Origin of the sequence: Ornithinimicrobium avium (assembly GCF_003351765.1) — a bacterium.
Lineage (GTDB): Bacteria > Actinomycetota > Actinomycetes > Actinomycetales > Dermatophilaceae > Ornithinicoccus > Ornithinicoccus avius.
In genome coordinates, this window is record NZ_CP031229.1 from 959158 (window position 1) to 972224 (window position 13067).

The window sequence follows — 13067 nt, forward strand, 5'->3', positions numbered from 1 at the left end:
ATGGGGTGTGGCGGCACGAGCTGTCCTCGCGCCTTCTCGGGGACGACCCTACGCCCTCGACCGCCCCGGTCCTCCACCGCGCGGGCGGGTGCGGCGTCGTGCTGACGCGCGGCGGGCCCATCGGCACATGGCTGCGCCCCGGCCCGTGCGGGGCCGGGACGGAGCAGGGTCATCTCAGGTGCCAGGTCACGCCGGTGGCGGTGACGGTCGCGGTGAGGTCGTTGTCGTGGACCCAGGCGTGGTGCCGCGGGCACAGCAGGGCGTAGTTGAGGACGTGGGAGTCCCCGTCGCGCGACCACCAGATCACGTGGTGGCTGTCGCACCACGTCGCGGGCACGGTGCAGCCGGGGATGGAGCATCCGCCGTCGCGGCGGGCCAGGTAGGCCCGCTGACCAGGGGTGACGAGGCGCCGCCTGCGGCCCTGGTCGAGGACCTCGCCCCTGGTCCCCAGGACCATGGGGATGATGTCCGCGTCGCACGCCAGCCGGCGGATGGACTCCGCCGACACCAGCCGCCTCCCGTCCAGGGTGGAACCGCACCCCGGCTGGCCGGCCTTCTCGGCGAGCCGCTGCTGGAGGGTCTCGAAGTCGATCGTGACCGCGACCACCGCCTTGGCGGTCGTCGGCTGACCCCGCGATCCTGCGACGCCGCGCCTCAGCACGGTCATCAGCGCGTGGTAGCGGCGCTGCCCCGCGGTCCGGGTGTCCTTCTCCCCCGTCGCGTCCTGCTCCTCCTGCGTGGCCGGGGCGGCCAGCGGCGAGTCGAGGACGGCCTTGACGGCCTCGTAGTCGGCGTCGTCGCCGATCGTCCAGATGATGCGCCGCACGCTCCCGTCGGCCAGCGAGGACTCGTGCACGTCGCCCAGGGCCCGCCGTGCCTTGTTGTCCTTGTCGTGCGACTTCTCCGGCAGGCACCGGCGCAGCAGCTCGTTGACCGCCCGCGCCAGGTCGCCGTCGTCGACGCCGGGCTGGCCGGCCAGGCCGACGAGGGCGTGGACGGCCTGGGCGAAGAGCGCGTCGTCGTCGATGCCGGGCCGCAGCCGCTGGAGGGTGCGCAGGACCCGGGCGGCGCGCTCGATGCTCATCCCGCCGGACAGCACGCCGTCGACGACGGGGGCCAGCGTCTGCTCCGTGGACGCGCCGGCAAGCTTGGCGAGGTCGATCCGGTCGCGCGAGCTCAGGTCCGGGCACCGTGCGCCCAACCAGTCCGCCAGGGTGGACCCGCACCCCAGGTGCAGGCCGCGCTGGGCGGCCTCGCACGCCAGGATCAGGCGGGAGCGGTCCAGGCGCGCCGCGGCTCGTGCGACGTGGTCGAGCAGCTCGTCCACCTCGAGGTCCTGGACGGTCACCGCGCCCTCGTCACCGAGCACAGCCTCAGCACGGACCGCCAGACGGCCGAGGTCGCCGAGCAGCCTGCGCGCAGCCTCCCCCCTCGTGGCCCCCGTGGGCCCGGGCAGCGGCTCCCCCGCGGCCAGCGCCCCCGCGCCGACCCGAAGAACCTCACCGCTCCATCCCTTCATGCGAACAACTGTACGACGAGGCACCGACAGACCCTCACGGAGCGGCTAGCCGGGGCGGGCCCCCTCTCGGCCCGCAACCCCCTCACACCCGACGCGCAGACACCGGGAGGGTCCCGCCATGGAGGGGCACGTCCAGGTCATACGAGCCAGTCCGGGCCGTGGGTCACCCTCGCTCATCGCTGCGCGGCGGCGTGGCCGCCCGGTCCGGCACCCGCAGCCGCCACGCCCCCGGCTCCACCCGCCAGCTGCGACGACTGATCCGCGCCGGGGAGACCTCACCGTCGGCGCTGAGGTGGAAGGCGTCCTTGGGCCCGACCGCCTCGACGAGCACCTCCCTGCCCCGGGTCACGGTGACGTCGGAGCGGGCGGTGTGCCGCCCCCTGCGCAGGTCCCGGGCAAACCCGAGACGGGCCACCGGGGAGGTCCCTCGGGCGACGACGACGTCGACGAGGCCGTCGTCGGGACGGGCGTCCGGCGCGACGCGGGCCCCGCCCCCGACAGAGGAGCCAAGGGCGAGGGTCACCATCAGCACCGGCCGGGAGCCGTCGACCACGGTCCGTCCGTCGACGACGAGCCGCAGGTGCCAGCCGCGGGAGGTGAGACCGGCGCGCAGCGCGCCGACCGCATACGCGGCCTTGCCGAAGATCCCCTTGACCTCGCCGGCGTGGACCGTGGCCTCCGCCGCGACGCCGGCATGGACGGCGTTGACCACGACCCCGCCGGTGTCGTCCACCAGCAGGCCCCGTGGTGCGGGACGTCCGTGCACCGCGACCGGCGCGGAGTCCTGCGCCTCCAGCGGGAGGTGGACGGAGCGGGCCAGGTCGTTGCCGGTGCCGGCGGGGACCAGGCCCACGGTGCTGCCGGTCACCTGCTGGTCGTGCAGCTCCTGCAGCAGCCGGTGGACCGACCCGTCGCCGCCGAGGACGACGACGTCACGCGGGCTCGGCTCGGCGACGGAGGCGACCGCGTCGGCATACGCCTGGTCCGACCCCGGGGTGCGCACCTCCACCCCGTGGGGTGCAACCCCTTCCAGCAGCTGGCGCACCCGCTCCAGCGCGGCCCGCCCGTCGTCGTCCGTGGCGGGTCTGGCCAGGACGAGGAGGGGACGGGGCTCGCTCACGGCGCCGGCCTCGTGGCCGGGGTCCTGGTCGGCGCTCAGCTCTCCCCCTCGGGTTCGTCGTCGGGCGTACGGTGCGGACCCCCAGCGTAGGCGGCGTGGCGAGACGCCGCCCGGGTCAGCACGTCGCACGCGGATGTCGCACCTCCAACAGGGTTCCTCTCTTGAGCGTTAGTCACTAACATCGTGAGCATGTCTGGCACGACGACCACGAGGACGGCACGCACCCGGTCGCGCCTGCAGGCGGCAGCGCTCAGGCTGTTCTCCGAGCAGGGGTATGACGCGACGACCGTCGAGCAGATCGCGCGGGAGGCCGGCGTCAGCCACATGACGTTCTTCCGGCACTTCCCGACGAAGGACGCGGTCGTGCTCGAGGACGGCTTCGACCCGGCCATCGCCGCCGCCGTCGCCGCGGCCCCGAGCCGGCTCCCGCCCCTGGCGCGCGTCTGCGCAGGACTCCGCGCCGCGCTCACGCACGTGGACCTGCCGGCCCAGGAGGAGGTGCGGCTGCGGGTCCGGATCGCGGCGGAGCACCCGGTGCTGCGCGCCGGGACGTACGCAGCCACGGAGACCACCCAGGAGGCGATCGTGGAGGTCCTCGTCGCCGGCGGTGCCAGCCCGTTCGAGGCCCGCGTCGCCTCGGCCGCTGCGCTGGCCGCACTCACCGCGGCCCTGCTCGAATGGTGCCTCGGCGACACCGTCGAGCCGATGTCGAGCCGGCTCGGCGCGGCGCTCGGCGTGCTCGACGGGACGGCGGGGCGATGAGCGCGCTGCAGGTCAGCGGCCTGGCCCACCGCTACGACGACACCGTCGTGCTGCACGACGTGGACCTGAGCCTCGCTCCGGGCGAGGTGCACGCGCTGGTCGGCTTCAACGGAGCTGGCAAGTCGACCCTCATGCGCGCCGTCCTGGGAATGATCCGTCCCCAGGGTGGTGCCGTCCGCATCGACGGTGTCGAGGTCGCCCACCTCGACAGCGCGGGGTGGAGCCGGGTGGGACACCTGGTGGACAGCCCGTTCGTCTACCCCGAGCTGACCGTCAGGGAGAACCTCTGGGCGGCGTCGCGGCTGCACGGGGTGGCCGCCTCCCTCGCCCGGGCGCGCGCCGACCGCATACTGACCGACCTCGAGCTCGGTCCGTGGGCGGAGCACCGTGGATCGACGCTCTCGCAGGGCAACCGGCAGCGTGTCGGGCTGGGCAGCGCGCTCGTGCACGAGCCGCGGCTGCTCGTCCTGGACGAACCCACCAGCGCCCTCGACCCGGCCGGGGTCCTGCTGCTGCGCGAGCTGCTGCAGGCGCGCGCCGCCTCCGGGGTGGCCGTGCTGGTCTCCAGCCACCACCTGGACGAGGTGGCACGGGTCGCGGGTCGCGTGAGCGTCATCCGTGCCGGCACCATCGTGGGCGAGCTGGACCCGCACGGCGTCGACCTGGAGCGAGCGTTCTTCGCGATGGTGCACGCCGCCGATGCGTCCCGCCGCCGGGACACGTCGCGATGAGCGCGGCATACGCCGTCGAGGTGCTCAAGTTCCGCCGCTCGCGGGTGGTCGCCGTCGCGACCGTGGGCCTGCTCCTGGCCCCGGCCCTGATGGCGCGCGCCTTCCTGATCGCCGCCGAGGGCGGGGGCGCCGACCCGATGAGCGCCAAGGCCGTCCTGCTGCTGCCGGGCATCGGCTGGACCGGTTATCTCGGCGGCCTGATCCAGATCTATGCCACCGCCGGGGTGATCGGCTCCGGCATCGTGGTCGGTTGGTGCTTCGGACGGGAGTATGCCGACCGCACCGTCGTCTCCCTGTACGCCTCGGCGACGCCGCGCACCTCGGTCGCACGGGCCAAGCTGGTGCTCCTCGCGGTGTGGGCCGTGGTCGTGGGCCTCGGCGTGGCCGCAGCGGCCTGGATGATCGGGACCGCCACCGGCCTCGGGCTCCCCGACGCGGCCGACGGGCGCGTCCTCGTGCGGCTCACGACGTTGGCCGTCCTGTCCGGGCTCCTCGCCCTGCCCGTCGCGCTGCCCGCGAGCATCGGGCGCGGCTACCTGCCCGCCGTGGGCGGCCTGCTGGTGCTCGTCGTCGCGGCCCAGGTCGCGACGGTGGCCGGCGCAGGCACCTGGTGGCCCTGGTCGGTCGCCGCGGTGTGGGCCATGGGTGCCGGCTCGGGGACGGAGCACGTCGCTCCCGGCTGGCTGGCGGTGGTGCCGCTGGTCGTCGCGCTGAGCGGGTGGGCCACGGTGGGGTGGTGGCGCCGGGCCGAGGTGGTCTGACCCGCCTGGCGGTCCGGTCCCGGGGTCGTCGCCCGCGCCGGACGGCAACCTGCTGGATAGTCTGTGGACAGGACGCCGTCGCGCAGCGGGCCCCGCCTGCGACGCGGCGTCGGTCGAGGAGATCAAGGGGACGGTATGCCGGGCTGCTGGCCACCCTGCACGGCGTGCGAGCCGCGCACGCGAGGCGCCGAGGGCCAGCGGTGACCCCCGGACCGCCGTCGCACACGCTTGCAAGTCTGATCCAGGACGCGCGCCGGCTCGCAGCACGCCCGGGACGCACCATCCTGGGGCTGACGGGGGCGCCGGGCGCGGGGAAGTCGACCCTGGCGGCGGCCCTGGCGGACGCGCTCGGCCCCCAGCTGGTCGCCCTGGCACCGATGGACGGCTTCCACCTCGACGACGCGATCCTGCACGCCCGCGGGGCCGGCGGCCGGAAGGGAGCCATCGACACCTTCGACGACGCCGGGTATGCCGCTCTCCTCGCCCGGCTGCGCGCCCAGGCCCCGGAGGAGACCGTCTACGCCCCGCGCTACGACCGCGACCTGGAGACCTCGATCGGCTCCGCGCTGCCCATCTCGCCGGACGTGCCGCTGGTGGTCACGGAGGGCAACTACCTTCTCGCCACGACCGGCGCGTGGCCCCGGGCGCGCGCCGCCCTGGACGAGGTGTGGTTCCTCGACCTCGACCCCCGGGTGCGTGAGGCCCGCCTCGTCGAGCGGCACGTTCGGCACGGCGAGGACCCGGCACGGGCCCGCGAGCGGGCGCTCGGACCCGACCACGACAACGCCGTCGCGGTGGAGTCGCTCAGGCGCGGGGCGACGCGCGTCGTGCGGCTGTCGGGCGGCGCGCGGCCCGGCGAGCCCGGGACCTAGGTCCGCGTGCCCCTCGCGGGTGTCCTGGGCCCTGGTCGGGCAGGCGACCCCCCAAGGAGTCGTTCGAATTCCCGCCGATGCGCGATCGAGTCGGCGAATCTCGCCGGAGGATGCCGAACGTTTCTCCCAGTGAGACCCGACGGCCCGAGCAATCTTCGTCTGCCTGTAAGTCGGTGATAACAAGACCGAAGAAATCAGGCTAGGGTGCTCGCAGTCACCTCGGTCGGCGCCCACCTCTGAGCGCGCCTGTCGACCTATGCCTACGGAAAGGGGTTGCGCGAGATGTCGATCCGCCTGCCCCTGCCCGAGGCCGTGGCCCCCGTCATGTCCTGCCGCCGCTGCATGCGCATGTGCATGCAGCGCGCTGGTGTCTGACGGGTCGAGGCCTCCACCGACCGTCGCCCCCTGGGCCGCAGCCGCCAGCGCACCTCCGCGGAGGATCCCCCACGTGACCCAAGGAAACGTCGATGGCCCCCACCCTCTTCGCCACCGCGACACCGACCGGGAGCCGCGCCAGCGCGGCGCCCGTCCGGCTGCGCGGTGTGTCCCGCTCCTTCCCGACCAAGACCGGCCCGCACCAGGTCCTCACCGGCATCGACCTCGACATCGTCCCCGGCGAGATCGTGGCGCTGATCGGCGCCTCCGGCAGCGGCAAGTCCACCCTGCTGCGGCAGATGTGCGGCCTGGACACCCCTGACTCCGGCGAGATCTTGATCGGCTCCCGGCCCGTGCGCCAGGTGGACCAGCGCTGCGCGATGGCCTTCCAGGAGCCGCGTCTGCTGCCCTGGCGCAGCCTGGCGGAGAACGTCACGCTCGGCCTGCCGCCCGGCACCTCGGCCGCCGCCGGTGCGGAGCGAGTGGCTGAGCTGCTGCGCCTCGTCGGCCTCGCGGAGTCCGCCGACCGCCTGCCCCGGCAGGTCTCCGGCGGCATGGCCCAGCGGGCCTCCCTGGCCCGGGCGCTGGCCCGAAACCCGCAGGTCCTGCTCCTCGACGAGCCGTTCGGGGCGCTCGACGCCCTCACCCGGCTGCGGATGCAGGACCTGCTCCTGGACGTGCACACGGCGGAGCCGACCACGGTCGTCCTGGTCACCCACGACGTCGACGAGGCGCTCTACCTGGCCGACCGGGTCGCCCTGGTCGGCACCGCCGGACCGAGCAGGGGAGCCGACATCCGGTCGCTCACCACGGTCCCGGGCTCACGGCCACGGGACCGGGGCGACGCGCAGTTCGCCGCGCTCAAGGTCCGGCTCCTCGAGGGCCTCGGCGTCCACGCCCACCACCGCGGCTGACCTACCCCACCATCCTGAACAACCTGTCCCACAAGGAGACCGCATGACCACCAGACGACTCGTCCTCGCCCTCACCGCGCCCGTCCTCGCCGCCCTGCTCCTCACCGGGTGCGTCGCGGGCGAAGGCTCGGAGCAGGCTGCGCCCGCCGCCGGGGGCAGCGGGTGGAGCGACACCGAGCTCAACATCGACTTCGCGACCTACAACCCGCTGTCGCTCATCATCAAGGAGAAGGGCTGGCTCGAGGAGGAGCTCGGCGACGACGTCGCCGTCGTGTGGACCCAGTCCGCCGGCTCCAACAAGGCCAACGAGGGCCTGCGGGCCCACGCCATCGACGTCGGGTCGACGGCCGGCTCGGCCGCGCTCCTGGCCCGCGCCAACGGCTCCCCGATCAAGACGATCCTGCTCTACTCCCAGCCCGAGTGGTCCGCGCTCGTGGCCCCCGCAGGTTCGGACATCGACGAGGTCGAGGACCTGCGCGGCAGGTCCGTGGCCGCCACCAAGGGCACCGACCCCTACTTCTTCCTGCTCCAGGCCTTGGCCGAGCACGGGCTCACCCTGGATGACATCGAGGTGCAGAACCTGCAGCACGGTGACGGGAAGGCCGCCCTGGAGAACGGCAGCGTCGACGCCTGGTCGGGCCTGGACCCGTTGATGGCCTCGAGCGTCCAGGACGCCGGGTCGACGCTGTTCTATCGCAACATCGACTTCAACACCTACGGCTTCCTCAACGCCACCGAGGAGTTCCTTCAGACCAGCCCCGACCTGGCGCAGGCCGTCGTCGACGCCTACGAGAGGGCCCGGGCGTGGGCGGAGGAGAACCCCGAGGAGACCGTGGAGATCCTCGCCGAGGTCGCCGCGATCGAGCCGGCCATCGCCGAGGAGGTGCTCGTGGACCGCACGGTCCTGGACCTCGACCCGGTCCCGGGCCCGGTGCAGACCGAGGTGCTCGGCTTCGTCGGCACGATCTTCGTGGAGTCCGGGGACGTGCCGGACCAGGAGGTCGTCGACGAGGCGCTCACCTCGCTGTACGACACCTCCTTCGTCAACGCCGCCCTCGACGAGACCGCGGGCGGCTGACATGTCGACAGTGACCGACCCTCGCGCGCGCGGCGCCGCCGAGGCGGACCTCGACCAGGGGCCTGGCCCGGAGCCCGGCGCGAGCGACCACGGGCGCTCGTCGCGGACGGGCCGGCGGGCCGGTGTCGGGACCGGGGCCGCCCCCGGCCCCCGGAGGCCGCGGCTGCCCACCAACGCGTATGCCGTGGGTCTGCTCGGCCTGCTCGTCCCGACCGTGCTCGTGGTGGCCTGGCACTGGGCCAGCACCGCGGGGGTGTTCGCCGTCTATCAGCTGCCCCCGCCGGTGTCGGTGTGGGAGGCGGGCGTCGACCTGTGGTCCCGCGGTGAGCTCACCCACCACGTGGCCATCTCCACGCAACGCGTCCTGCTCGGCTTCGCTGTCGGCGCCCTGCTCGGGCTGGCCGTCGGTGCCGTCGTCGGACTCTCGCGCTGGTCCTCCCTCCTGCTCGCCCCGACCGTCGGCGCCTTCCGGGCGGTGCCGTCCCTCGCCTGGGTGCCGCTGCTGATCCTCTGGCTGAAGCTGGGGGAGGACTCCAAGGTCACCCTCGTCGCCATCGGTGCGTTCTTCCCCGTCTACACCATGGTCGCCGGCGCCCTGCGGCACGTCGACGTGCACCTGATCGAGCTCGGGCGGGCCTACGGGCTCCGGCCGTTGCGGCTCTTCACCCGGATCCAGCTCCCGGCCGTCCTGCCCACGGTCGTCTCCGCCCTGCGTCTCGCGCTGGCGCAGGCGTGGCTCTTCCTGGTCGCCGCCGAGCTGGCCGGCGCCTCGATGGGCCTGGGCTTCCTGCTCACCGACTCGCAGAACAACGGCCGGGTCGACCGGCTGGTCCTGGCGATCGTGCTGCTGGCCCTGCTGGGCAAGCTCACCGACTCCGTCATCGGCCTGGTCGAGACGCGCCTGCTGAGGAGGTGGATGTAGCGGCCTCAGGCCCTCAGTCGCTGCCGGAGTCCGCGACGCCCCAGGTGCCGGTGCTCCTCCGTGCGGAATCTTGAAGAAGGCCTCACCGCTGGTCCGTCGGGAACGGCAGGATGTCCCCATGACACAGCTCGTGCGCGCCGAGGTCATGGACGCCGAGGACCCGGAGGGACGCGGTCGCGTCCGGGTCTCCCTGCCGGGGCGGGCACGCTCAGGTCACGCTCCGGTCCGCCGCCACCATGAGGCTCGAGTCGGGCGCCTTCACGACGCTGCGCTCGTCGGGCGTGTGCGAGGTCACCGGCGCCCTCGTCCGGATCAACTGAGCCCGGGTATGCCGTCCGCCGCCCGCGTCGGGGACCCCACCAGCCACGGTGGCGTGGTCGTGGGGCCGGGGGTCCCGACGGTGCTCGTCGGCGGCCTGCCCGCCGCCTCGCCGTCGCCGGCACCTGCGAGACTTGCGGCGACCCACCAGGAACCCATCGTGAGGAGCATGCAGTGAGGAAGACCACTCCCCTGCGCGAGGGCGCAGACCTCGTGACCAAGGAGATGAGGGGCACCGACGGCACGGCGTTCCCGCGGCATACCGCTTCCGTGGAGTCGGTGCTGGTCCTGCTCGAGGGCAGCTGCACGATCAGCTTCCCCGACGCCGCCCACGAGCTGCGCGCCGGCGACACCTTCGTGGTGCCCGCCGACGAGGTCCACCAGGTGGTGGGCACCCCGGACTTCACCGCCGTCCACGTCATGCCCAAGGACATCCGCTTCGACTTCAGGGTCTGAGCCTCACTGCCCCTTGACGTTGACGATCTGGCGCAGCACGTGGTCGACCGACACCAGGTCGGCGGCGTCCGCCATGACGACGTCGATGTCCTTGTAGGCGTCCGGGATCTCGTCGACGAAGGCCGGGTGGTCGTGGTACTCGATGCCGGCCATCCGCTCCCGCAGGTCGTCCTGGGTGAAGGTCTTGCGGGCCTGGGTGCGGGAGTACTCCCGGCCCGCGCCGTGCGGGGCCGAGCACAGCGACATCTCGTCGCCTTTGCCGGTCACCACATACGACCTGGTCCCCATCGACCCGGGGATCAGTCCGCGGACGCCGGCGTGCGCGGCGATCGCGCCCTTGCGCGAGACCAGCACCTCCTTGCCGAAGTGCTCCTCGAGCGACGTGTAGTTGTGGTGGCAGTTGACCTCCTCCAGGCGGTCGACGCTCCTGCCCAGGAAGCGAGCCAGCTGGTCCACGACGCGGTCCATCATCACCTCACGGTTGAGCCGGGCGAACTCCTGCGCCCAGTGCAGGTGGGCGAGGTATGCGGCGTAGTCGGCGTCCGCGGTGGTCAGGTAGGCCAGGGCACGGTCGGGCAGGTCGTCGCCGCGCCGTTCGGCGAGCTGCTGCGCGGCCTTGATGAAGCGGCGCGCGATGAGGTTGCCCACCCCCCGGTTGCCCGAGTGCAGGAAGGTCCACACCGCGCCGTCCTCGTCCACGGTGACCTCGATGAAGTGGTTGCCGCCGCCCAGCGACCCCAGCTGCAGGCGCCAGTTCTTTGCGAAGTCCGCCGGCCGGACCCCCTCGACCTCGGCCAGCTCCTCGAGCTCGACGACCGACTCGGTCGCCAGCCCGAGGACCTTGCGGTTGTAGCGGCCCGGGCTCAGCGGGACGGCGCGCTCGATCTGCTCCCGCAGGAAGGACAGCGGCCGGCGCGCCGCGCGGACGTCGTCCTCGGTGAACTGGGTGCGCACCGCGACCATCCCGCACCCGATGTCCACGCCCACCGCCGCCGGGATCACCGCGTCCACCGTCGGGATGACCGAGCCGACCGTGGCACCCATCCCCAGGTGGGCGTCCGGCATGAGCGCCACGTGCGGGTCGACGATCGACAGCTGCGCGGTCAGCCGCGCCTGCTCGAGCGCGTTGTCGGCGATGATCGAGGCCCACGAATAGAGCTTGTCGTTGATCTTCTCCATGCCACCCTCCGTCTCGGCTCGCTCCTGAAGCCTAGGAGGTCCGCGCCGGTCACCCAGCGCGGCGGCGCGTCGCCCTCACCCCACCTTCAAAGACGAAGAGCCTGATTAGCGCTGACCTGAAGGCCAACCGCCCGCACCTGCCTCCGGTGCGGGTTCACCGTCGCAAACGGCAGAGACCGGCGCCACCCTGCTCCTCGAGGGCCGCTGTGACCCTTCGGCCGGCACCAACCACCCGATCGGGCCATCACAGAAATATGGCAGCTGGTCGGCGGTGCGCACGGGGCGAGCCAACCGAGACATGTCGAACGTTCAGTGGCTACAGCATCGACCCAAGTCGGACGCCTGCAGCATCTCGTGGTGCGCGCCTTACGGGCCCCCAGACAATTCCTCGTCCTCCGTCGCCTCAATCCGTTCCATCGTCTCGTGTCGAGCACGTTCGACGATCTCGCGGAGGGACACGCCTGAGCCGTGGATCGAACGCCACGCCTCGGTGCGCGCCGCCTCGTCGGTATCGCGTCCAAGCTCCTTGCGAAACCAACGCTCGGCCGGTGGGGGGAGGCCAGGGTTCGAACCGATGAGAGCATTTCGGAACTTTCCGTATTCCAACCCGTACAGCATCATCCCCGCAGGGCGAGGGGCGCTCACAGCAACATCCAGCCTTTCCACCCAGCCCAAACCGATCCACCTGTTGATCGCGTCGAGAGACTCGAAGTCACCCCCGCCTCGCGCGCGCAGCAGGGCCACCGCTGCCCGGACCGCGGCCGAACCCTATTCCGGAAAGTTGAAGGTCTCGATTTCCCTCCGGAGCAACGGGTCAATTAGGACGTTCCAGGCCAGTCTTTCCCGTGCCTCAGAGATCCCCCCTCCGCTTGCTTGAGGAGTCGCGACGAGTTCCCGCAGCCACCGAAGTGACGTGGCGGAATTCTGCGTGGGATCATCGTCATCGACGATGCCTGGCCTGAAGTAGTCCGGGTAGCCGTACTTCTTGGCAAACGCCACGATGATTCCGGGCGGAGCCTCTGGCAACACGGCTAAGGCCCGCAGCATGTCGCGACCGATCTTCTCGTGGCGCGCCAGATGTTCGACTTCGATCCAGGGGATGGGCCCGGAACCTGAACCGAGGAGTCGAGCAGCCTGCTCGGGCGCGTTCACCCTCTGAACGAGGGCGAGGTAGGTCTCGAGATCGTGCGCACCGCAGATTTCGTCTTTCGCTCGGGCTCTGGGACGACCCTCTCGAGCGGGCGCAGCCGCAAGGGGCGTCAACTTGAAAGCCTCAAGCCTGTTCGTCAACTCGTCGCGATACCCATCCCCGAAGCGGTAGCACTCTGCGCGTGCGCTGTCGACCAGGTCGGCAAACTGTGCTGGGAACCCTTTCTCCAGAGCCGTGATCGCATCCAGCACCATGAAGGCGTCCCGGATTACCATCCCCATTGACCTCAGGATGAGGTCGGCGATATCCCCAAGGGTCAGTAGTTCGGCGTGGGCGACAACGGCGGCTGCCACGAGCCTTGCGTCCCTACCCTCGGCGAGGATGAGTCTGGCCCGTTCGGGATGCTTGGCCACCCGCCCGAGAAAGCCGGAGAAGACCGCACTCCTCCCCATGTACCCTCGCTCTTGAACAATAGCCAGTGCCAGTTCCTCAGGACAGGAGGGATTGGCCAACAGTTCTCTATTCACCTCCGGTCGTTCCAACAGGTGCAGCACCCAGTATTGCCCCGGACTCAGGTCTGTCCTCTTCGCTTGAGCGAGGCGCGCCTCGAGACTTCCCCGGCGATAGGCTTCCGCGAACTGCTGCAACTCCGGATCCTTCGGGCCTGACGACTGGCAGGCGCGAAGCACCCTTTGGCCTGCAGCGGGTAGTTCTAAGCGAGTGATGCTCTTCGCGCGCGTCGGACGAGGGAGCATACTTCCAGCAGTCGGTGAGAGCTCCACCAGCCTTGCGCGCGAAGCGAGGTGAAGCGCGAGCCGGAGTTCCCGGTATTCCCTTCGCACGTGGGACGATGTGTTCGCGGCGAACGACCGATCTCGCACGAGGAGGCTTTCAGCGAGACTCCGGTCAT

At 71.9% G+C, this 13067-nt stretch carries 13 protein-coding genes; 8 read left to right on the forward strand and 5 right to left on the reverse strand.

The features are described 5' to 3' along the window. Positions 1-169 precede the first annotated feature (169 nt). Both DV701_RS04500 and DV701_RS04505 read right to left on the reverse strand, forming a co-directional pair. Positions 170-1519, reverse strand: a complete 1350-nt coding sequence (locus DV701_RS04500) for an HNH endonuclease signature motif containing protein (RefSeq protein WP_114927253.1) — start codon at positions 1517-1519, stop codon at positions 170-172. Positions 1520-1682: 163 nt separating this feature from the next. Further along, positions 1683-2639, reverse strand: a complete 957-nt coding sequence (locus DV701_RS04505) for a diacylglycerol/lipid kinase family protein (RefSeq protein WP_162802798.1) — start codon at positions 2637-2639, stop codon at positions 1683-1685. A 189-nt stretch (positions 2640-2828) separates the two neighbouring features. Here DV701_RS04505 and DV701_RS04510 point away from each other — a divergent pair, with 189 nt between their 5' ends. From DV701_RS04510 to DV701_RS04550, 8 genes are all read left to right on the forward strand, one after another. Beyond that, positions 2829-3401 carry a TetR/AcrR family transcriptional regulator gene (locus DV701_RS04510; RefSeq protein WP_114927255.1) on the forward strand — a complete coding sequence of 191 codons (573 nt, stop codon included), beginning with the start codon at positions 2829-2831 and terminating at the stop codon, positions 3399-3401. Beyond that, entirely contained in the window at positions 3398-4132 is a 735-nt protein-coding gene (locus DV701_RS04515; RefSeq protein ID WP_114927256.1) for an ABC transporter ATP-binding protein, read from the forward strand. The genes DV701_RS04510 and DV701_RS04515 overlap by 4 nt, the downstream gene beginning before the upstream one ends. Then, on the forward strand, positions 4129-4893 hold the full coding sequence (locus DV701_RS04520) for an ABC transporter permease (RefSeq protein ID WP_114927257.1): 765 nt from the start codon (positions 4129-4131) through the stop codon (positions 4891-4893). Before DV701_RS04515 ends, DV701_RS04520 begins: the two co-directional genes overlap by 4 nt. A gap of 200 nt (positions 4894-5093) precedes the next feature. Further along, positions 5094-5765, forward strand: a complete 672-nt coding sequence (locus DV701_RS04525; RefSeq protein ID WP_202863631.1) for a nucleoside/nucleotide kinase family protein — start codon at positions 5094-5096, stop codon at positions 5763-5765. Between the two features lie 467 nt (positions 5766-6232). Beyond that, a complete protein-coding gene (locus DV701_RS04530; protein ID WP_114927258.1) occupies positions 6233-7054 on the forward strand; it encodes an ABC transporter ATP-binding protein in 822 nt (273 codons plus the stop codon). 43 nt (positions 7055-7097) lie between these two features. Next, positions 7098-8132 (forward strand): aliphatic sulfonate ABC transporter substrate-binding protein, encoded by a 1035-nt coding sequence (locus DV701_RS04535; RefSeq protein WP_114927259.1) that lies wholly within the window; start codon positions 7098-7100, stop codon positions 8130-8132. 1 nt (position 8133) lies between these two features. Continuing rightward, positions 8134-9054: an ABC transporter permease gene (locus DV701_RS04540; RefSeq protein WP_114927260.1), complete on the forward strand. Its 921-nt coding sequence runs from the start codon at positions 8134-8136 to the stop codon at positions 9052-9054. 492 nt (positions 9055-9546) lie between these two features. Further along, the gene (locus DV701_RS04550; RefSeq protein WP_202863632.1) at positions 9547-9828 is read left to right on the forward strand and encodes a cupin domain-containing protein; all 282 of its coding nucleotides are present in this window, start codon (positions 9547-9549) and stop codon (positions 9826-9828) included. A gap of 3 nt (positions 9829-9831) precedes the next feature. Here DV701_RS04550 and DV701_RS04555 read toward each other — a convergent pair whose 3' ends face one another. The 3 genes from DV701_RS04555 to DV701_RS04565 form a co-directional block, all read right to left on the reverse strand. Next, positions 9832-11007, reverse strand: coding sequence for an RtcB family protein (locus DV701_RS04555; RefSeq protein ID WP_114927262.1), 1176 nt, complete (start codon positions 11005-11007; stop codon positions 9832-9834). A gap of 366 nt (positions 11008-11373) precedes the next feature. Continuing rightward, positions 11374-11751, reverse strand: coding sequence for a hypothetical protein (locus DV701_RS04560; RefSeq protein WP_114927263.1), 378 nt, complete (start codon positions 11749-11751; stop codon positions 11374-11376). Positions 11752-11775: 24 nt separating this feature from the next. Then, positions 11776-12804 (reverse strand): hypothetical protein, encoded by a 1029-nt coding sequence (locus DV701_RS04565; protein WP_162802799.1) that lies wholly within the window; start codon positions 12802-12804, stop codon positions 11776-11778. Positions 12805-13067 lie beyond the last annotated feature (263 nt).